Annotated in this window: 14 protein-coding genes; 6 read left to right on the forward strand and 8 right to left on the reverse strand. The window is 56.8% G+C overall.

Annotated elements, in window-relative coordinates; translation table 11 throughout:
• The first annotated feature begins 38 nt into the window (after positions 1 to 38).
• Positions 39 to 1,607: an arylsulfatase gene (locus Q1A74_RS17500; protein ID WP_299599383.1), complete on the forward strand. Its 1,569-nt coding sequence runs from the start codon at positions 39 to 41 to the stop codon at positions 1,605 to 1,607.
• A gap of 69 nt (positions 1,608 to 1,676) precedes the next feature.
• On the opposite strand, the gene Q1A74_RS17505 is transcribed toward Q1A74_RS17500, so the two are convergent.
• Positions 1,677 to 3,686 (reverse strand): DUF3604 domain-containing protein, encoded by a 2,010-nt coding sequence (locus tag Q1A74_RS17505; protein WP_299599385.1) that lies wholly within the window; start codon positions 3,684 to 3,686, stop codon positions 1,677 to 1,679.
• Positions 3,687 to 3,738: 52 nt separating this feature from the next.
• The gene (locus Q1A74_RS17510) at positions 3,739 to 5,274 is read right to left on the reverse strand and encodes an arylsulfatase (protein ID WP_299599387.1); all 1,536 of its coding nucleotides are present in this window, start codon (positions 5,272 to 5,274) and stop codon (positions 3,739 to 3,741) included.
• A gap of 247 nt (positions 5,275 to 5,521) precedes the next feature.
• On the opposite strand from Q1A74_RS17510, the gene Q1A74_RS17515 reads away from it, so the two are divergent.
• Positions 5,522 to 6,640, forward strand: a complete 1,119-nt coding sequence (locus Q1A74_RS17515; protein ID WP_299599388.1) for a cation diffusion facilitator family transporter — start codon at positions 5,522 to 5,524, stop codon at positions 6,638 to 6,640.
• Between the two features lie 100 nt (positions 6,641 to 6,740).
• Here Q1A74_RS17515 and Q1A74_RS17520 read toward each other — a convergent pair whose 3' ends face one another.
• From Q1A74_RS17520 to purL, 4 genes are all read right to left on the reverse strand, one after another.
• The gene (locus tag Q1A74_RS17520; protein ID WP_299599390.1) at positions 6,741 to 7,064 is read right to left on the reverse strand and encodes a TfoX/Sxy family protein; all 324 of its coding nucleotides are present in this window, start codon (positions 7,062 to 7,064) and stop codon (positions 6,741 to 6,743) included.
• Positions 7,065 to 7,104: 40 nt separating this feature from the next.
• On the reverse strand, positions 7,105 to 7,473 hold the full coding sequence (locus tag Q1A74_RS17525; RefSeq protein ID WP_299599392.1) for an iron chaperone: 369 nt from the start codon (positions 7,471 to 7,473) through the stop codon (positions 7,105 to 7,107).
• Between the two features lie 224 nt (positions 7,474 to 7,697).
• Positions 7,698 to 8,450 (reverse strand): carbonic anhydrase family protein, encoded by a 753-nt coding sequence (locus tag Q1A74_RS17530; protein WP_299599394.1) that lies wholly within the window; start codon positions 8,448 to 8,450, stop codon positions 7,698 to 7,700.
• 274 nt (positions 8,451 to 8,724) lie between these two features.
• Positions 8,725 to 12,603 (reverse strand): phosphoribosylformylglycinamidine synthase, encoded by a 3,879-nt coding sequence (purL, locus tag Q1A74_RS17535; protein WP_299599405.1) that lies wholly within the window; start codon positions 12,601 to 12,603, stop codon positions 8,725 to 8,727.
• A 549-nt stretch (positions 12,604 to 13,152) separates the two neighbouring features.
• Here purL and mltF point away from each other — a divergent pair.
• The 4 genes from mltF (at position 13,153) to dld (ending at position 17,443) form a co-directional block, all read left to right on the forward strand.
• The gene (gene mltF / locus Q1A74_RS17540; RefSeq protein WP_299599407.1) at positions 13,153 to 14,631 is read left to right on the forward strand and encodes a membrane-bound lytic murein transglycosylase MltF; all 1,479 of its coding nucleotides are present in this window, start codon (positions 13,153 to 13,155) and stop codon (positions 14,629 to 14,631) included.
• A gap of 225 nt (positions 14,632 to 14,856) precedes the next feature.
• Positions 14,857 to 15,354, forward strand: coding sequence for a hypothetical protein (locus tag Q1A74_RS17545; RefSeq protein WP_299599409.1), 498 nt, complete (start codon positions 14,857 to 14,859; stop codon positions 15,352 to 15,354).
• Between the two features lie 27 nt (positions 15,355 to 15,381).
• A complete protein-coding gene (locus tag Q1A74_RS17550) occupies positions 15,382 to 15,663 on the forward strand; it encodes a PepSY domain-containing protein (RefSeq protein ID WP_299599411.1) in 282 nt (93 codons plus the stop codon).
• A 37-nt stretch (positions 15,664 to 15,700) separates the two neighbouring features.
• The gene (gene dld, locus Q1A74_RS17555; RefSeq protein ID WP_299599413.1) at positions 15,701 to 17,443 is read left to right on the forward strand and encodes a D-lactate dehydrogenase; all 1,743 of its coding nucleotides are present in this window, start codon (positions 15,701 to 15,703) and stop codon (positions 17,441 to 17,443) included.
• Here the strand turns inward: dld and Q1A74_RS17560 are convergent.
• Both Q1A74_RS17560 and Q1A74_RS17565 read right to left on the reverse strand, forming a co-directional pair.
• The gene (locus tag Q1A74_RS17560) at positions 17,440 to 17,934 is read right to left on the reverse strand and encodes a DUF6702 family protein (protein WP_299599415.1); all 495 of its coding nucleotides are present in this window, start codon (positions 17,932 to 17,934) and stop codon (positions 17,440 to 17,442) included. The genes dld and Q1A74_RS17560 overlap by 4 nt on opposite strands.
• A 164-nt stretch (positions 17,935 to 18,098) precedes the next feature.
• On the reverse strand, positions 18,099 to 20,462 hold the full coding sequence (locus tag Q1A74_RS17565) for a M1 family metallopeptidase (RefSeq protein WP_299599417.1): 2,364 nt from the start codon (positions 20,460 to 20,462) through the stop codon (positions 18,099 to 18,101).
• Positions 20,463 to 20,666: the final 204 nt, after the last annotated feature.

A 20,666-nucleotide genomic window follows, 5' to 3' on the forward strand; every position in this document is an offset into this window, starting at 1 on the left:
ATTCAATCATTCTTTTTCCCACAGCCCCGGAGGGACTCATGAAAAAACTCAGTTTACGGCGCATGCTCAAGGTGCCGCTTTCCGTCGCTGCGGCGGCACTGCTCTCGGTGTGTCATACCGCCGCGCAGGCGCAAGATAAGCCCAACATCCTCGTGATCTGGGGCGATGACATCGGCATGTGGAATATCAGTACAAACAGTAAAGGCATGATGGGCTATCGAACCCCCAACATCGACCGGATTGCCAACGAAGGCCTGTCGTTCACCGACTACTATGGCCAGCAATCCTGTACTGCCGGTCGCGCCGCCTTTATGGGAGGTAACGTACCTATCCGAACCGGCATGACGAAGGTAGGGCTCCCTGGCGCCGCGGAGGGCTGGCAAAAATCTGATGTCACCATTGCCGCCGTAATGAAAAGTCTTGGTTATGCTACCGGTCAATTCGGTAAAAACCACTTTGGTGACCGCGATGAACACCTTCCCACCAACCAGGGATTCGATGTGTTCTTCGGCAACCTCTATCACCTGAACGCTGAGGAAGAGCCGGAAAACCGTGACTACCCCAAGGATCCGGAGTTCCGCAAAAAATTTGGCCCGCGCGGAGTAATCAAGGCCACCGCCGATGGCAAAATTGAAGATACCGGTCCGCTGACGAAGAAACGCATGGAAACCGTGGATGAGGAGACCCTAGCCGCGGCCATGGATTTCATCAAGCAGCAGGTAAATGCAGGCAAACCTTTCTTCGTATGGTGGAATGCGACTCGCATGCACTTTCGCACACATGTGAAAGAAGAGCATAAAAACCTCGCTGGTCCCAACAGCGATGAGTACCAAGACGGCATGGTTGAGCACGACCAGCATGTCGGACAGCTATTGGACCTTCTCGATCAATTGAAAATTGCCGAGAATACCATCGTCTTCTACTCCACCGACAATGGCCCACACTTCAATACCTGGCCGGATGCCGCCACAACCATCTTCCGTGGTGAGAAAAACTCGAACTGGGAAGGCGCCTACAGGGTACCAGCCTTTGTGCGCTGGCCGGGTAAATTCCCCGCGGGCAAAGTGCTAAACGGCATTGTCTCACACGAGGACTGGCTGCCTACTTTCGCTGCAGCCGGTGGCAACCCTAACATCAAGGAGCAGCTTCTCAAGGGTACCAAACTGATCGGTCGCAACTACAAAAATTACATCGACGGACACAATCAGATGGACTATCTGACAGGTAAAGTCGATGAATCTCCGCGCCGCGAGTTCATCTATGTAAACGACGACGGTCAGATTGTGGCCATGCGATACGATGCCTGGAAAGCGGTATTCCTGGAAAATCGGGGCCAACGACTCGGCGTCTGGCAGGAGCCCTTCATTGAACTGCGGATTCCGCTGCTGTTTAACTTACGTCGCGACCCATTGGAACGTGCCCAGCATAACTCCAATACCTATTGGGACTGGTATATTGACCGCATATTCGTACTCGTTCCAATGCAGCAAATGGCGGCCAAGTTCCTGAAAACCATGCAGGATTATCCACCCAGTCAGACCCCGGGTTCGTTTAACCTGAAAAAAATTGAAGAGCAGTTGAAATCCGGTGCAGGTCATAGCAACTGAAAATTTTGGGAAATAAAAAGGGCCCATATCGAAAGATATGGGCCCTTTTATTATTCAACCTTCAGAAAGTTACTTTGGTGAGTACCAGATGGGAGAACTAAATGCCCGCTCCTGTAATACCATCGGAACGTCACTATCCATCTCCACTTTATTGCGTACCTTGTCAAAAAGAGTCCAGCGCGGGGTTGGGATTTCCAGCACGCGCACGTAGTACACCGCCTTGTGCTTGGGGTTGAACTCCTTGTCCTCGAAGTATCCGATCAACTGGGCATCGCCAATATCGTTGGTGTACTCGGCGGTTTTCAGGTTTACCGTATTACCCACGTGCTGAATGTGCCCCTGAGTGTCCATGGAGCGGTTCCCGGACCACTTCACGTTGTAGACCTTTTCATGGGGGCGGCCCCGGCCATCGACCCAGCCTTTGACAATCTGCACACGATCCAGGTTGGCCCCGTCCGGATCTTTCATGGCGGCGACAAGGAAGCGAATAGGCTTACCGGATTTACCCCCGCTGAGTTTGCCGCCCATGGGCACGCCTTTTTCATAACCGCGCTTCACCATGTCTGCTTCAGCATCTGCCGGGGTAAAGTCGAAACCGCCGAAAAAGCGCACCGTCATACGCGGGCCGGTGGTGGCAAATGTTTCTTTGCGCATCATCGCGTCCCAGATGGCCTCACGGGTGTTTTCCGTCGCCCAGACACCGGTTACCCCGCTGGCGGACTGCTCCCAACCCACATATTCGCGGCCACCCGGACCAGAAATAACCGGGAACTTCCAGCGTTCCTTATTACTGGGTTCCAGGGTTTTGAATTTGCCGAAGTAGTTATCTTCTACCGGGGTCGACAGGCCGGTGTGGGCATCGGTACCGCCATTGGCGCCATACTGGAATGGATTCACGCCCAGCTTGTCCTCAATGTGCATGCCATCAATCAGCGCCGGACGCCAGTATTCATAGCGGAAGGAGCCTTCGGGCTTGGGTTTCAGAATCAGGTTACCGCGATCCCAAAGATCCCAGTCAGCAAACTCGTCTTCTGGTGACAGGCTGGGATGCGACTCACTCTGTCCCTTGATTTGGCTTAATTCGTACAGGGGTTCAAAGCGCGCGCGCATTTCCGCCCATTCTTTGGTCATGGGGGAACCATCAAAGCGCTTGTGTTCAAACATGCGCCCGTTGGACATATTGCCATTGTGCGGAATCGCCAATACCCGGCCGCCGGTCTTGTCTTCGTAGGCCGCCATCCAGGCCCAAAGCTTTTCCGGGTCCTCTGTTTCGAAGGTGGTGAGCGGCAGCAGGCTTCGGGTTTTGCTGGCGTCGTCGCGGAAGATCACATTGCGGTGCAGGTTGTTACCGCCATCGGCGTTGACGGTCCACTCAAATGCAATGAAGGTGGTGAACTCACCGGGGCGATAGTATTTTTCTGCCGCGTCGACGGTCTTTTCCCAGGCGGTCTTCATCCATTTCGGGTCCATGACCGCTTTCGGCAATTTCCCTTCGGATTGCATGACAATCAGTTCGCTTTTCGCATCCGCAGCGGCCTTCTCATCTCCAGAATTAAGGGCATCGTGCCAGCGCTTGAGGGTCTCATCCGCCATCAATTCCGGATTGCCGGCGATCAGCTCGTTAATCACGCCCATACCATCGGAGTGGTCGGTGATCATGAACCAATCATAGGGGCGGCCAAGTTTCGCGTTCATGCCACTGTTGGACTTTACTTCTTCGCCGGTGGCAAATCGGTACGCATCATCCGGCGACAGGATGGCGCCATCCATACCCGCATCGGCAGACCAACCGGTGTGCACGTGGGTATCACCGAAGTACGCCTGGGACGGGTGAGTTGTACTGGGAGCCGACGCAGAGGGCGAAGTTTCGGGCGTCGCTTCTGAGCCCGGCATTGGTGCCTTTCCCGTAGTCTCCGAAACGGGACCGTCCGCAGTGCCGTATTCTTCCTCTACCAATACCCCGGCTTTCCCACCCGCTGCATCGCTCGCTGCCGGCTTATCCTTATCGCGGTCACCGCTACAGGCAGACAACGCAATAGCCGCCGCCAGAATCGAAATAGCCAGTCCCTGCTTTTTCATGAATACCTTCCTTGGCAATCGAGTTTTTTTACCAGGCCTCTAACATCGTTCGCTAACGTTGTTGATGCGCCAGTGAATTGATCAATGTACTTACTTCACCCACCTGAACCGACATACTCTCCTGCACAGGTGGGAATTCCTGAAAGCTTTTTACAAATTTCTGAATCTGTGCACCAGCCGGGCCCAATGTCCAACTGCGATTTTCCGCCCATTCGTCGTAACCCCGAGCATCGATAAAGCGCTCAAACGGATCCAGCTTGAGATTGATGATATATGGCGTGGTCAGAGGTATTTGAGTGCCCCGAAACCACTCTTCCTGATCAATGAACAGAAACTTCCAGTCTCCGTGTCGCATGCCGTGGAAAGTGGTTTCTGTGAAGTAGTAAAATTCTTTTCGCTTTGTTTTCCCTTGATTCAGCAGCAGATCGGTCTGATCGTACCCGTCCAGGTGGACCTTGAAGCTCTTGTCGCCGATCTTGGTTCCGGAAAGCAGTTTCTCTTTGATGTCTTTGTCACCAACGATGGACATAATGGTGGGAACCCAATCTTCCATGGCCATAAATTCACCTGTGGAGACACCCGCTGGAATGTGGCCCTTCCATTTCACCAACATCGGTACGCGAAAACCGCCTTCCCATCCGCCGACACCCTTTTCACCGTGAAACGGCTGGTTACCACCATCGGGCCAGGAGTTGGATGCAGCGCCGTTGTCGGTAGAAAACATCACCAGGGTATTGTCTGCGACGCCAAGCTGATCCAGCAGATCCAGTAATTCACCAACATCGTCGTCCAGTTCCATCATGCCGTCGGCATAAATGCCATAGCCGCTTTTACCCGCGTATTCCTTGCTCAGGTTGGTGCGGTAGTGCATTCGGGTGGTGTTGTGCCACACAAAGAAAGGCTTGCCCGCTTTAACCGCATCGGTGATAAAACGCTTGGACTGTACCAGCACCTCCTGATCCAGATTGCGCTGACGCTCCTGGCCCCAGGCGCCCATATCTTCAATTTCCTGTTTGCCATCCGACCGGGATTTCGAATGAACCACACCGCGCATCTTCAACCCGAACTCTTTTTGTACTTGCGGGTCTTTCGGGTAGTCATATTGCTCCGGGTATTCGCCGGCATTCAGGTGGTAAAGGATTCCGAAAAACTCGTCAAAGCCGTGATTGGTTGGCAGGTGCTCATCCCGGTCTCCCAGGTGATTCTTGCCAAACTGCCCTGTCACATATCCGTGAGGCTTGAGCATCTCTGCCAGGGTCGGGGTTTCATCTTGCAACCCCTGTTCAGCACCGGGTAGACCCACGGTACTGAGGCCGATGCGCATAGGGTACTGCCCGGTAATAAAGGAAGCCCGGCCCGCAGTACAAGAGGCGTGGGCATAGTGATCCATGAAAATCATGCCATCTTTGGCAATGCGATCAATATTGGGGGTAGAGCCACCCATCATCCCACGGTGGTAGGCACTGACATTCCACATGCCAATATCATCACCCCAAATGATGAGAATATTTGGTTTTTCAGCCGCTGATACATAAGTTGGGGATAGAAAAAAACAGAGCGCGCTCGCAATTAGTAGAAATATTTTCACACATACCCCTGAGAATTTCGGAATTATGAGCTCAGACTTACCGGATTCTGGCAATGGGTAGTATAGGCACCGCCTATTTTTATACGGGTTAAATGGCAGCTGAAACGTCTCATTAGCAAATAGAAGAGGTTTTGATGATGCCATAAATCACTGTCACTCAACTGACGCCATGACCTGCGTCAACGGCTCAACGTGATATAAACTCTCTAAATCGGTAATTACTTACGCCAAGTTTCGAGGGGGCGACATGGCTCAAGGCTCAAAAAAAGCAGTGCTCTATGCCATCTGTGTAAATGCCATCATCACGGTCCTCAAAGGGCTTGCCGCACTGGTAACCCATTCCGCCGCGATGATGAACGAAGCAGTGCACAGCCTGATGGATACCCTGAATCAGGTCTTTCTGCTGATCGGGCTAAAACGAGGCAGCCGACCGGCGGATACGGAATACGCCTTTGGCCATGGACAGAAAAAGTATTTGTGGAATCTTTGGAGTGCCATTGGGCTCTTCTCCATTGGTTGCGGGCTGGGGCTTGCCCATGCCTGGCACGCCTGGCATAACCTCGGGCACTTCGTACGCCCGGACGCCATTTCACTACTGGGCTTTGATATCGCCCCCGTGTGGATTTCCGCAGTGGTACTCGTCATCGCCTTTGTTCTCGAAGGCTATGTGCTGCTGATTGCCGGCAAGGAGTTTTTTTCGCGCATGCGCGCTGCAGGCAGACGCAATCCATTCCGCTACCTGGCAGCCGCAGATGATCCGACCCTGATCGCGGTTCTGCTGGAAGACTCGATCGCCGTGACCGGCGTGATCCTCGCGGCAACCGGTATCGGCATGACCCAGGTCACGGGTAACCCCATGTGGGATATCGGCTTTTCCGTATTGATTGCCATCATGCTCGGACTCACCGCGGTGTTCCTCGGCATGATCAACATGCGCTACCTCACCAATATTCGCGATCAGGGCGCCGAACGCGCCTTTCACGACATCGTCAAACGCCACCGCGAGGTGGAGCGCTATCACGACTTGCGCTCGGTGATTGTCGATGACACACATACGGTGGTGGTCGCGGAAGTGGAATTGCGGGAAGAGGTACTGATGCGAGGCATGCAGGATCGAATTGCCCGGCACGAGCAGCAGTTACTGGACCGGGTACCCGTACACCGGCGCACGGAAGCGGTGCTGGATTACGCGGAGACCCGAGCGATTGTCCAGGCAACACTGGAAGCGACGGAGGAGTTGATTGACGAGCTGGAGGCGGAGCTGAAAAGGCGCTGCCCGCGGGTATTCCATCTGACCATTGAAATCGATGGCATAGCACCGCCATCCAAGCTGGATACACCGGAACAATTGTCCCCACTTACATAAATGCAAGCGGGCGTTCTCTGCGCCCTGTCTACTACTGCAGCGGCGTGCCATGCACGGACCGCTGCAGGAACTAAATAAAAACCAAACAATAAAGCCGAAATTACTTGGGTGGCAAAGTAACCGCAAATTCCACACCGCGGGTTACCCAACCGTCGAGGTCTGCCTCAATCGCATCTTCCTCGACGTAAACCATGCCCTTGAGTGGGCGCCCGGTGTAGTCCATAGGCCGGGTGTAGCGCTCGCCGAGAGCGGCCTGGTAATTGTCCGGGCCCACCCGCACCATCAATTCCTCGCCCACCACACCGCAGGCCATGTTGCCATTCAACATAAAGGCGAGGCCGCCGAACATTTGCTTTTCCGTCAGACCGGCTTCTTCGTGGAGCACTTCGCGGACCTTTTCCACCAGTTCTTCGTTATACGCCATAGCGAACTCCTTGTTATTAAACGCAATTCTTTCGACTGAATTACTTCTCTAGTGCTGAAGCCAGAACCGGTTTCAGGTCTTCAAACACGATATCGTCATTGTCACGAAAGTTCAGGCAACCGGTGCCACACTTGGCCTTCGGATGCCGATCGAGATACGGCTGTATATGTTCCCGGGCACAGGTGTACAGCGACACATAGTGCTTTTGACTGGCCAGCGCCACCCACCCCTCACCTAGCTCGTACGTGGGCATTTTGTACTTCAGGGAAAGTGTGACGCGGGGATAATTGGCAACGATGAGATTGTGTAGCTTGTGAATGCGCGCACTGCGCTGGGGTGGAAGTAAACTGATGTACTCCGCTAGCAGCGTCGGTATGGAGGGTGTTACAGATTGCGATGGAGTGTCCATACGTGAAACGTTATTGCGCTTATTGTTTTTAGTTTAGCAAAGAATCAAAAAAGTGCCCGGTCAGTCAGGGATTTAAATTCTCGGGGCACATTTCCTCAGGCGACAGCGGCATACCAGGGCGCCCGTTCAAGGCACCCGGCAAACCCAATAACCGGACAGGTCAGCGGGTCAGCGGGTCAGCGGGTCAGCGGGTCAGCGGGTCAGCGGGTCAGCGGGTCAGCGGGTCAGGTGAGCAGTTCCAATCGGCCGCCGTTTAGGTGATACATGGCACCAACGATCTTGATCTTGCCCTCCTTCTCCATCTTGGCCAGCACATCACTGTCGTCGCGGATTTCATCCATGGCCCGGCGCACATTATTGGCCGCCACCAGATCCACAAACTCCGCGTTTTTACTGGTGCGGTCGCCATCGTATTTGGTCGCCTTCACCGCCGGCTTGATCTCATCCAGCAACTCCGTGAGCTTGCCCAGCTTCACATCGTCAATGGCGCCCTTCACCGCCCCACAGGACGAATGCCCCATCACCAGAATCACCTTGGCGCCCGCAGCAGCGCAGGCAAATTCCAGACTGCCGACAATATCGTCATTGCAGATATTCCCCGCTACCCGGGTATTGAAAGACTCCCCCAGTCCCATATCCAGCAGAATCTCCGCCGGTGTACGGGAATCTATACAACTCAGGATTGCCGCCGCCGGAAACTGCCCTGTGCCACTGGCGCGCTTCTGCGCCAGGTAATCGTGCTGCTGCATCTTGCCGGAGCGAAACCGCTCATTGCCTTTCTGCATCATCGCAATCACATCGTCCGGGCTCATCGCATCCCGCTGCGCTTTACTCAGCGCCGCAGCAAAACTCACCCCGGAGAAACTCATCAGACCGGCGCCCGCCGCCATCCCAGCAATACCCGCGGTCAGGGCGCTTTTAAGTGCCTGGCGACGGCTGGTACCGGGTCGGTAGCCCGGATGCGAGGAATATTTCATGCGAGTACCGGAATTCTGGTTCGGGCGATTCGGTTCGTTGCACATAGTCGAGTCCGCTGAAAATAGTTGCCGGTGCTGCGAATACCGCAGACCGGCGTTGGCGTAATAAGCCACCCTGTGAGGAGCTAATTTCAGTCTAGACGAATTTGGCGACATGCAAACTTGCAACCGAAGTACACCTGCCAGATGCGAAGGCCCGGTGGCGGGCCGCCACAGAAGAAATTCGGAGCACCATAAAAAAAGCCCCGGGGTTACCGGGGCTTTCGAGGTTGGCTTAGTCCACAAACACGCGAGCATTGCGGAACAGTCGCATCCAGCCGGAATCCTCATCCCAGTCGTCCGGGCGCCAGCTGTTGCTGACCGCGCGCGCGACACGCTCCGGATGCGGCATCATGATGCTCACACGGCCGTCTTCGGAACACAGCGAGGTAATACCATTGACCGAGCCATTCGGGTTGGCCGGGTAGGTCTCGGTGATCTGCTGGTTGTTGTTCAGGTACCGCATCGCGATGGTGCCAGACTTTTCACAGGCTTCCAGCTGCTTCTGGTCAGCAAACTCCACACGGCCTTCGCCATGGGCCACCGCCACCGGCATGTAAGAGCCGGCCATGCCCTTAAAGAGCACCGACGGGGAATCTTCCACGCCCACCAGCGCAAAACGCGCTTCGTACTGTTCAGAGAGGTTGCGCACAAAGCGCGGCCAGTGATCGGCACCCGGGATCAACTCCTTGATCACCGAGAACATCTGGCAGCCATTACACACGCCGAGGCCAAAAGTCTCCTTGCGGTTGAAGAAGCCTTCAAACTGATCCCGTGCACGGTTGTTAAACAGAATGGTTTTGGCCCAGCCTTCACCGGCACCCAGCACGTCACCGTATGAGAAGCCGCCACAGCCCACCAGACCTTTGAACTGATCCAGCTCAACACGGCCGGCGAGAATATCGCTCATGTGCACGTCTACGGCATTGAAGCCTGCGCGGTGGAAAGCATGCGCCATTTCGACCTGGCTGTTGACGCCCTGCTCGCGCAGGATCGCGATCTTCGGACGAACACCCTTTTTAATGTACGGCGCGGCGATATCTTCATTGATGTCGTAAGACAGTTTGACGGACAGGCCTGGATCTTCCGCTTCGCTCTTGGCGATCGCATCAAATTCCTGCTTGGCACAATCGGCATTGTCACGCAGTGCCTGGATACGATAGCTGGTTTCACTCCAGATCTGCTGCAGCTCGGCGCGGCTGCGGCTGAAGATGACTTGGTCTTCACGGGTGAAACGCAAGTGCCCGTCTTCGTTCAGCTCGCCGATTCGATGGGCGGGTACGCCCACGGAGGCAAAGCGCATCGCCAGCATATCGGCATCGGCTGTGGGCACCTGCAGTACCGCACCCAGCTCTTCGTTGAACAGTGCCGCGATCGCATCGTCGCCCAGGTCGTAGAGCTCGACATCCACACCCACACGGCCGGCAAAGCTCATCTCCGCCAGCGTAGCGAAGAGGCCACCGTCGGAGCGGTCGTGGTATGCGATGACTTTCTCTTCTTCCAGAAGCTCCTGCATGACTTCGAAGAAGCCTTTGAGTCGCTTGGCGTCGTCCAGGTCTGCCGGAGTGTCACCCAACTGGCTGTACACCTGCGCCAGGCAGGAGCCACCCAAGCGGTTTTTACCGGCGCCCAGGTCAACCAGAATCAGTTCGCTCTCGCCTTTGCGCATTTTGCGCAGCTGCGGGGTCACCACTTTGCGCACGTCGGTGACCGGGCTGAAGGCAGAGATCACCAGTGACAGTGGCGCAGTCACCGCCTTGTCAATGCCGCCGTCGTTCCAGGCGGTGCGCATGGACATGGAGTCCTTGCCCACGGGAATGGTGATACCGAGGTCAGGGCACAGCTCCATACCCACCGCTTCCACGGTGCGGTAGAGCTTTTCTTCCTCACCCGGGTGGCCGGCAGCACACATCCAGTTGGCGGAGAGCTTGATATCGGACAGCTTCTTGATCGGCGCAGAGGCGATGTTGGTGATGGCTTCGCCCACAGCCAGACGGCCGGACGCGGGCGCGTCCAGAAGGGCGACCGGGGTGCGCTCGCCCATGGACATGGCCTCACCCTTGGTGCTGTCGTACGACACGGTGGTTACAGCGCAGTCGGCAACCGGCACCTGCCAGGGACCAACCATCTGATCGCGGGAGACCTGCCCGGTGACAGTGCGGTCGCCAATGGTGATCAGGAAACTCTTGCTCGCCACGGTGGGCAGGCGCAGTACGCGCTCAGCGGCGTCGTTCAGGTCGATCTCGCTGGTGTCGAATGCCTTGGTCTCGGCTTCCACTTTGTCTGCCACACGGTGCATCTTCGGCGGCTTGCCGAACAGCACTGACATCGGCAGGTCGACCGGCTTGGCGTCGAACTGGGTGTCGTTCAGGGTCAGGTGCTTCTCATCGGTAGCTTCACCAACAACCGCGAAGGGCGCGCGCTCGCGCTCGCAGATTTTCTCAAAGCGCTCCAGATCGTCCGGCATTACCGCCAGCACATAGCGCTCCTGGGATTCGTTACACCATATTTCCAGCGGGCTCATGCCCGGCTCGTCGGAGGGCACGTTGCGCAACTCGAACTTGCCGCCGGTGCCACCATCTTTGACCAACTCAGGGAAGGCATTGGACAGCCCACCGGCGCCCACATCGTGAATAAAGGCGATGGGGTTCTTGTCGCCCTGCTGCCAACACTGGTCAATCACTTCCTGGCAGCGACGCTCGATTTCCGGGTTCTGGCGCTGCACGGAGGCGAAGTCCAGATCTTCGGAGCTGGAACCACTGGCCATACTGGAAGCGGCGCCGCCACCAAGGCCGATCAGCATTGCCGGGCCGCCGAGCACGATCAGTTTTGCGCCGGGCTTGAACTCCGGCTTGTCCACGTGTTCTTCACGGATATTGCCGTAGCCACCGGCCAACATGATCGGCTTATGATAGCCACGGCGCTCGCCGTTGAAATCTTCTTCAAAGGTACGGAAGTAACCGCAGATGTTCGGACGGCCGAATTCATTGTTGAAGGCGGCACCGCCGATGGGTCCTTCGATCATGATGTCCAGCGCGGTCACAATGCGCTCGGGCTTGCCGTAGTTCACTTCCCACGGCTGCAGGGCACCCGGCAACTGCAGGTTGGACACGGTAAAGCCGGTCAGGCCCACCTTGGGTTTGGATCCCCGCCCCACCGCGCCTTCGTCGCGGATTTCGCCACCGGCACCAGTGCCGGCTCCGGCAAACGGCGCAATCGCAGTCGGGTGGTTGTGTGTTTCCACCTTCATCAGCAGGTGGATAGCTTCCTGGCTGAAGCCATATTCTTTGGTGACCGGATCCGGGTAGAAGCGACCCGCTTCGTGGCCTGCCACTACCGCCGCGTTATCCGCGTAAGCCGACAGGACGCCTTCGCCGCCCAGTCGATAGGTATTCTTGATCATGCCGAACAGGGAGTGCGGCATCTCTTCGCCGTCGATGGTCCAGCTGGCATTGAAGATCTTGTGACGGCAGTGCTCCGAGTTCGCCTGGGCGAACATCATCAGCTCCACATCCGTGGGGTTGCGCTCCAGCTCTTCAAAACTGGTCAGCAGGTAATCGATCTCGTCATCGGCCAGTGCCAGGCCGAGGCCCGAGTTGGCAGCCACCAGGGCGTCGCGACCGTCGTTCAGCACGTCGACGGTGGCCATTTCCCGCGCGGACTCTACTTCAAACAGCGCTTCGGCCTGCTCCAGCTGGGAGTACACGCTCTCCACCATGCGGTCGTGCAGCAATGCGGCAAATTCCGTGCGTTCAGCTTCGGTTAATTTGACCCCGGTAATGTAGTAGGCAACACCCCGCTCAAGGCGATGCACCTGAGTCAGGCCTGCATTGTGGGCGATATCGGTGGCCTTGGAGGACCAGGGCGAAATCGTGCCAGGGCGCGGGACCACCAACATCAGCTCGCCTTCCGGCTGGTGCTTCTCTTCGGTTGGGCCGTACTGCAGCAGGCGCTCCAGCAGCCCCTGGTCCTTTTTGCCCAGCGATTCGCTGTCGGCAAAGTGCACAAACTCGGCGTAGATGTCTGCAATCGCGGGCTGCAGGGCGCGGAGTTGGTTAAGGAGTTTTTGATGGCGAAATTTCGACAGTGCGGGAGCACCACGCAGAACTAGCATCGCGGGATTAAGCCTCTTGTCTGGATTTGAGCGCCTGCGGGCGGAAGTTTCAGGGGTAAAAGAAGGAGCCGCGCAGGTACACCGGGAATCGGAGCGCGCGCATTGTACCCGATGCGCCGCCCCACCAACACTGTCGGGTGTTATCTAAGTGGTATCTAAAAGGAGTTCTTGCAGTAAAGATGACGCGTGCAGAAGTAACCACTGTAAATTGCGGCGAGAACTCAATCTCTGGCGCCTCAGGCTTCCTGAGGTTGGCGCATCACCCACCCGAAGAGGCGCGAACTACTACACTTATCAGGTCAAGACAAGCCGACTGGTCACAAAGTGAAACCCCGCTTTCACGCCGATTGGTCAGCACGCAGGAGTTTGAGGTAAAATTGCGGCGCTTTTGACCCAAGCCTGCTCAAATAACAGACAGCAGGCTTTGCGTGCGGGCGGCAACGGAGCCGCCGCCCGCAGGAAATGGCGCTTTGGGGCGGGCTGATGCCCGGAAATTTCACACTGCGAGCGCCCACAATAAAGCTGAGAACGGACTCGAGGGAACAACCTATGATCATGAAAAGCCGACTGTTGCGATACAGCCGCCGCCTGTTGAAGGGGGCTGCGCTGGCCTGTTGTGCTTCGCTTTTGGTGGCCAGCAAGGCACCGAGCCTGCTCGAGCAGGTCAAGGCCTCTGGCAAACTGGTTGTGCTGTCCCAGAATGGCCCCACCACCTATTACGAAGACGCCAATGGTAACTACACCGGCTTCGAATACGGCATGCTGCGCGCATTTGCCAAGGAACTGGGTGTCAAACTCGAAATCCGCGATGTGCATGATCTCGGCCACCTGTTCCATGAGCTGGAAAACCCGGAATCCCCTGCCCACCTGGCTGCAGCGGGCCTAACCGTTACTCCCGAGCGCCGCGAACAGGTGCGCTTTGCCCCCTCCTACTTCGAGATTCGCCAGCAGGTCATCTACCGCCTGGGTGAAGCGCGCCCGCGCAGCGTGGCCGATCTGGCCGGCAAGAACATTGCCGTCATCGCCGGCAGTGCCCACAGCGAACAACTGCGCAAACTCTCCCACCGCTATGAAGACCTCAGCTGGGAAGAGATTTCCGACGTCGACGCCATGGAGCTGGTGGAAATGGTCAATGAGGGCAAATACCACTATGCCATCGTCGACTCCAACGCCTACGCGGTACACCGCGGCCTGTATCCGAATACCCACATCGCCTTCAACCTGACCCAGTTCCAGCCGGTTTCCTGGGCTTTCCCCGAAAACGACGACGACACCCTCTACCGCGCCGCGCGCAACTTTATGCTGCGGGCAAATACCGGTGGGCTGGTCGCCGAGTTGCGGGAATTGCACTTTGGCCATGTCAGTAAAATGAATGTGGGCGGTGCACAGACCTTCGCCCAGCTCACCCGTGAGCGGCTGCCAAAGTGGCGCGACGAGCTGCAGAAAGCAGCCGACAAATACGAGCTGAACTGGGAGCTTCTGGCCGCGCTAAGCTATCAGGAATCTCACTGGAACCCCCGCGCCAAGTCCCCCACCGGTGTGCGTGGACTGATGATGCTGACCCGTGCCACCGCCCGCGAACTGGGCGTCAACCGCCTCGACCCCATTCAGAGCATCGACGGTGGTGCCCGCTATATCGTCCAGGTAAGAGACAAGATCCCGGAGCGCATCCGCGAGCCGGACCGTACCTGGATGGCCCTGGCCGCCTACAACATCGGTTACGGTCACCTGGAAGATGCCCGCGTGCTGACCCAGCAGATGGGCGGCAATCCGGATCGCTGGCCCGATGTGCGGGATCACCTGCCACTACTGGCCAAGCGCCAGTACTATAAGCACCTGAAACACGGCTATGCCCGCGGCTGGGAGCCGGTGACCTACGTACAGAATATCCGCCACTACCAGGCTCTGCTCACCTGGAGCAGCCGTATCGAAGAGCAGCGCCTTGCCGCAGCCGCCGCCAATGACGACGGCGAGGCACTGGCAGATGCGCCGGTGAGCGAGGCCGCAGGATCTACCCCCGCGCTCTAGAAAACCCATGGTATATCGCTGAAAAAATCCCGGAATTTCCGGGATTTTTTCGTTTTGGGCGATGAATGACCGGCTGGCGCCCCTGAAATGGAGCGATTCACCAGAGGCCGGAGTGATGGGAGCAACGTGCAAGTCACAAATATCCTCCTATGCTTAACGTCAGCAGCCCGATTAAATCGGCGCCAACGCTCAATCATTCTCCATTAATCACCATCAGGAGCCTATATGATTCGTTACCTGTTGCTCGCGAGCCTACTGACCTCCATCGTCCTCACCGGCTGCAGCCGTAAATCGGAAACCCACGATCCCGACCACACTGCAGACCCGGCGCAGCAGACGGAAACCGAAGTCATCGAAGAGACCACCATCACTGAAACCGATCGCCCGGATGACACCAGCGCCCCGGATTACGCTGACAAATCTTCCACTGGTGAAACCGGCAGTGATTCAGCCGCGGCGGACAGTGACAATGCGGAAAGCCCCAATAGCGAAGGCCAACTGATCTGCAACGCCACATGGTTTGAATGGGTCAACGGCAAAGTGACAGAAGAGTACAGTGAGGCCATTACCGAACAGTACCCTACAGGCCTGCCCTCAGTCGGTAGTGACGATTGGTTCATCGCTATGGATAAACTGACCGGCGGTGACGGCGCACACGGGCCGGATGGTGGCAGTGATGAGTGGTGTTTCATGATCCAGCAACGTCTCGGTAACAGCGACTGACCTATATCCATCTCTAAGGAGGAACACATGAAGAACGTAAAGAATTCACTCCTCGCCGTGACCCTCGGAGGTATCGCTGCCGTCGCCGCGACCCAGGCCAGCGCAAAAGATGAGATGCCACCGCCCGGTGCCATGGCGCTGTCTGCCATCGTCACCAAACTGGAGCAACAGGGTTATGTACCCGTGGTAGAAATCTCTCTGGACGACGGTCGCTGGGAAGTCGAAGCCTACCGAGAAGGCAAGCGATGGGATCTTGAAGTCGACCCGAACAGCGGAGAAATCGTGAAAGTACAAGAGGATAGAGATTAGCCACACCCTGAAATTGCGCCAAATACGGACCGCAAACATGCCTGAACCCAACGCGCAAACACTGCTGCAACAACTGCAGCAGTTGCTTGGCACTGACAATGTCCTTGCGGACCCGGAGCGCAATGAACACTACCGCACGGGCTTTCGCTCCGGCGAGGGGCCAGCCCTTGCGGTGGTCTTCCCCCACCACCTTGTGGAACTGTGGCGGATACTCAACACCTGCGTTGATGCCGGCGCCATCATTATCCTGCAGGCCGCCAATACCGGACTGACAGAAGGCTCCACGCCCAGCGGCACGGATTACGACCGCCCGATCGTCATCATCAACACCCTGAACATGCGTGAAATCCACCTGCTCGGAGATGGCGAACAGCAGGGCAAGCAGGTCGTCGCCCTGCCCGGCGCCACACTGCACAGCCTGGAAAAACTGCTTACCCCACTTAAACGCTCCCCTCACTCCGAGATCGGCTCCTCCTGTATCGGCGCTTCTATTGTTGGCGGTATCGCCAACAACTCCGGCGGCGCCCTGTGTCAGCGCGGCCCGGCCTATACCGAACTCGCCGTATTCGCCCGGGTAAACGAAAACGGAACGCTGGAACTGATCAATCACCTGGGGATCGATCTTGGAGAAACCCCGGAACAGATCCTCACCAACCTCGAACACGGCGCCTTTGCCCAAGTAAAAGACCTGCCCTACTCCGCGCAGGACGACAGGCCGCGCATGGCCTCGGACCGGGAATATACCCAGCGCCTCCGCGACATCGATGCCGACTCGCCCGCCCGCTTCAACGCCGACGCCCGCCGCTTGTTTGAAGCCAGCGGCTGCGCCGGCAAGGTCGCCGTGTTTGCTGTGCGCCTGGACACCTTCCCCATACCCGAGCACACCCAGACGTTCTACATCGGCAGCAACGACCCCGCCGTGTTCGCAGGCCTGCGCCGCGGACTGCTCAGCGAACTCCCTGAGTTGCCGATACTCGGCGAATACCTGCACCGGGACATGTTCGACCTGGCCGCCCGATATGGAAAGGACAACTTTTACATCATCGAAAAACTCGGCACCCGAAACATGCCGCGCTTCTTCGCCATCAAAGGCCGCATGGATGCCTGGCTGGAAAAGCGCGGCTTTCTGCCGAGCTTTCTCACCGACCGAGTGTTACAGAGGCTAAGCCACCTGCTGCCCGAGCACCTCCCCCAACGCATGCGGGACTACCGAAAAACCTTCGAGCACCACCTGATCCTCAAAGTGGCGAACACAAATATCGCGCCCACTCAAAAGTGGCTGAAAGAATTTTTTGCACGGGAAGAAAACACCGGCGACTTTTTCCCCTGCACACCAGAAGAAGCCACAAAAGCCATGCTCCACCGCTTCGTCTCCGCCGGTGCTGCCATGCGCTACCAGACAGTACACAACAAAGAGGTAGGGGAGCTTTTACCACTGGATATCGCCCTGCGCCGCAACGACAGAGACTGGCAGGAAGACTTACCGGAAGAGCTTGAAAGCCAGCTGGAACACCGGCTGTACTACGGACATTTCCTGTGCAACGTCTTCCATCAGGACTACATCCTGAAAAAAGACGCCGACCTCAAACAGGTCAAAGCGGGCCTGCTGAAACTACTCGACCAACGCCGCGCCCGCTACCCCGCCGAACACAACGTAGGCCACCTGTATCAGGCCGACACCGACCTGAAACAATTCTACAAATCCCTCGACCCCACCAACACCTTCAATCCGGGCATCGGGAAAACCGACAAACACCGCCGCAACTGCGGCTGCGGTTAAAGCGCGATCTTCACCACACTGGCACCGGGCTTCAGGGTAAATGATTCTGTATTGCCATCGCGGGTAAGATTCAGCGTATTCACCTGATCCCGCTCGATTTCCATCAGCATCGACTGACGCACCTTGAAAGACTTACCCTCCACCTCCGTCAGCGGAATTTCCTGGTAGATCCACACATCGTGTACGTCCGACTCCATTCCCACCCACGTTGGCTTAACCCGTTCACCCGACGCTGACAGCAACTGAAAGTGCTGATTTACGTACGCCTCCATCTGCTTCTGCGCATCCTGCATCTCCTTATCCGCACTCAACGACAGCGCCCGCTCTACATCGGCCACGAAAAAGCGGTGGGCGATCTCCAGGGACTGGGTGCGTTCATTTACCGAGAGTTCAGTCAGGCCGAAGTGGTAGCGGTGGGCGTGGGCCTGGGAGGCGGCCAGGCAAAGCAACAAAGAAAGAACCGCAAGTAATTTGGATGAAAATTTAAGCATTCAAAGATTCCTGCCGAGGTAGAGCGCAAGCTCAAAGGAAGTGTAGGGAGTAGCCGCCAACAACCACAGATGTCCGGGCGAAGCGAGTACCCGGTAGCACCGCCGCCACCCAAACTACAAAAACGGGCGACAGCGGCACGACGCTGAAAAAGAACAGGGAGAAGTTATTCCTCTTTCAGCGCCTCATCCCAATCCTTCATCAAATTGCGGGACTGCTCGTCCTTAAACAACTCCAGGCGAGACTTGATGATACGACGGGGGAAGTAGTTGTTCTCAACGTTGGTGTCTGCCGTTTCCCAATGCGGGTCCAGCGTTACCGACTTCAGAGTTTTGTCTTTACCACGCACCAGCATCTTCGACGTATTCTGTGCATTTCGCGCCCAGATCTCCGCCGGAATACGCAGCTCCTCACTGGAACCATCCACATAATCCAGCCGCAGGAACAACGGCATCACCAGACCACCAATGTTGCTGAAATCGAGCACATACACGTTGCTCTCGACGTTCAGCAGGTCGCGCTCCCAGTCCTCCAAGCCCTCCAGCATACCCTGATAGCTATTGCGGTCCGCGTTGGAAACATCGAATTCATCGTGCTCATTGTAGAAATCCGCAAGCTCCGGCTTACCATCCACAATACGCGTGATCTTCTTCGCGCGGTTCTTCTGCTCAGTTACAGAATCCGGCTCCCGCTCAAAGTTTTCACGCTTCCACGGACCTTCGACATCGGGATCTTTGGTGCCCACCGTGTAATGCTTCACCTGATCCAGGCTGATATCCACGTGATCGGTGGTGTAGAACCAACCGCGCCAGAACCAGTCGAGATCCATACCAGAAGCATCTTCCATTGTGCGGAAGAAATCCGCCGGCATCGGACGCTTGAATTTCCAACGCTGGGCATACTCGCGGAACGCAAAATCAAACAGATCGCGGCCAAGAATGGACTCACGCAAAATATTCAGCGCCGTCGCCGGCTTACCATACGCGTTGTTCCCGAACTGGAGAATAGACTCCGAATTGGTCATGATCGGAACCTGATTCTCGCTCTTCATATACTCCACGATCTTGCGCGCATCGCCGCGACGGGAAGGATACTTCTCCTCCCACTCCTGCTCCGCCAGAAACTGGACGTAAGTGTTCAGGCCTTCATCCATCCAGGTCCACTGGCGCTCGTCGGAGTTTACGATCATCGGATAATAATTGTGGCCCACCTCGTGAATGATCACCGAAATCAGACCGTACTTGGTGCGGCGGGAATAGGTGCGCTTCTCGCGATCCTCTTCATCGATCTCCGGGCGCGGGCCGTTGAAGGTAATCATCGGGTATTCCATACCGCCCACCGGGCCATTGACAGAAATGGACGTGGGGTACGGGTAATCGAAGCTGTAGCGGTTATACACATCCATCGTGTGGATGATCGCTTCGGTAGAATACTTATCCCAGAGCGGCGTGCCCTCCTCCGGATAGAACGACATCGCCATGGTATCGGTGCCGCCTTTCTTGTAGCCCTGCGCATCCCACAGGAACTTGCGCGAGGAAGCCCAGGCAAAGTCGCGCACATTTTCCGCTTCAAACACCCAGGTTTTGCGGCCACTCGCGCGGTCTTTCTCGTTCTCCAGCGCTTCGTCTTTGGTGACGATCATCACCGGCTTTTTCGCGGTCTCCGCCTTTTTCAGCCGCGCGCGCTGCTCCCGGCTGAGCACCTCATCCGCGTTCTGCAGCACACCAGTAGAGGCAACGATATGGTCTGCGGGGACTTCGATGGCCACACGATAGTCGCCGAACTCCAACGCGAACTCACCGCGCCCCAGGAACTGCTTGTTCTGCCAGCCACTCACGTCGTTGTATGCGGCCATACGCGGGAACCACTGAGCGATTTCGTACAGATAGTTGCCGTCGCGCTCGAAGTACTCGTAGCCAGAGCGGCCACCGAGCGCCTTCTGCTCGATGATGTTGTACTCCCAGTCCACACGAAAGCTGACACTGTCGCCGGATTTCAGCGGCTGCGGCAGATCGATGCGCATATTGGTGTCGACGATGGTATGGCGCAGATCGCGGCCGCGGGCATCAGCCACCTTGGTGATCTGATAGCCGCCGTCAAACTCCGCGGAAACCACTTCGCGGCGGAAACTGCGGAACGGAATGGTATCCGGGGCAATCGACTGCACGTCCACTGGCGCTGCCAGGTTCCCCGAAGAATTGGGTTTGAAGCGGTTCTGGTCCAGTTGCAGCCAAAGGTAACGCAGGGTGTCAGGGGAATTGTTCTTGTAGGTGATGGTTTCCGACGCAGTGATGCGCTGCTTGTCATCGTCCAGAGAGACCTTGATGTCGTAATCTGCCTGCTGCTGCCAGTAGGCGTGCCCCGGCGCGCCGGAAGCCGCGCGGTAGATATTCGGGGTGGGCAGGAGCTCTTCCAGCTGGCGGAACTTGTCGCCGGTGACATTAAGGGGGTCCGCGGCAAGCGCGCCGGTGCTACCAGCGAAACCGAGCAGGACTGCGCCGAAGCGACGAAAAATAGAATGCAGAGTCATTGTGGGCGCCATTTCTCAAGCAAAATGATAAATAGCGCGCCATTCTAGCAGCTGGAGAGTGACCGGCGATTCCGTGGCGCAGGAGACATCGCACAGAGGACTCCACTCACCGCAACCCCCTCTTTGGGCCAACCATTGCCCGCTGCCCAGCCTGATCTCTGGTTTTGCAGGCTTGATTCTCCTTGGAGACGGCGCCGCCCCACC

The organism is uncultured Microbulbifer sp., from assembly GCF_947504145.1.
Classification (GTDB): domain Bacteria; phylum Pseudomonadota; class Gammaproteobacteria; order Pseudomonadales; family Cellvibrionaceae; genus Microbulbifer.

Bases quoted from the DNA above. Each gene is read 5' to 3' on its own strand.
- Q1A74_RS17500 (WP_299599383.1), top strand. From the start codon at position 39: ATGAAAAAACTCAGTTTACGGCGCATGCTCAAGGTGCCGCTTTCCGTC.
- Q1A74_RS17505 (WP_299599385.1), bottom strand. From the start codon at position 3,686: ATGAAAAAGCAGGGACTGGCTATTTCGATTCTGGCGGCGGCTATTGCG.
- Q1A74_RS17515 (WP_299599388.1), top strand. From the start codon at position 5,522: ATGGCTCAAGGCTCAAAAAAAGCAGTGCTCTATGCCATCTGTGTAAAT.
- Q1A74_RS17520 (WP_299599390.1), bottom strand. From the start codon at position 7,064: ATGGCGTATAACGAAGAACTGGTGGAAAAGGTCCGCGAAGTGCTCCAC.
- Q1A74_RS17525 (WP_299599392.1), bottom strand. From the start codon at position 7,473: ATGGACACTCCATCGCAATCTGTAACACCCTCCATACCGACGCTGCTA.
- Q1A74_RS17530 (WP_299599394.1), bottom strand. From the start codon at position 8,450: ATGAAATATTCCTCGCATCCGGGCTACCGACCCGGTACCAGCCGTCGC.
- purL (WP_299599405.1), bottom strand. From the start codon at position 12,603: ATGCTAGTTCTGCGTGGTGCTCCCGCACTGTCGAAATTTCGCCATCAA.
- mltF (WP_299599407.1), top strand. From the start codon at position 13,153: ATGATCATGAAAAGCCGACTGTTGCGATACAGCCGCCGCCTGTTGAAG.
- Q1A74_RS17545 (WP_299599409.1), top strand. From the start codon at position 14,857: ATGATTCGTTACCTGTTGCTCGCGAGCCTACTGACCTCCATCGTCCTC.
- Q1A74_RS17550 (WP_299599411.1), top strand. From the start codon at position 15,382: ATGAAGAACGTAAAGAATTCACTCCTCGCCGTGACCCTCGGAGGTATC.
- dld (WP_299599413.1), top strand. From the start codon at position 15,701: ATGCCTGAACCCAACGCGCAAACACTGCTGCAACAACTGCAGCAGTTG.
- Q1A74_RS17560 (WP_299599415.1), bottom strand. From the start codon at position 17,934: ATGCTTAAATTTTCATCCAAATTACTTGCGGTTCTTTCTTTGTTGCTT.
- Q1A74_RS17565 (WP_299599417.1), bottom strand. From the start codon at position 20,462: ATGACTCTGCATTCTATTTTTCGTCGCTTCGGCGCAGTCCTGCTCGGT.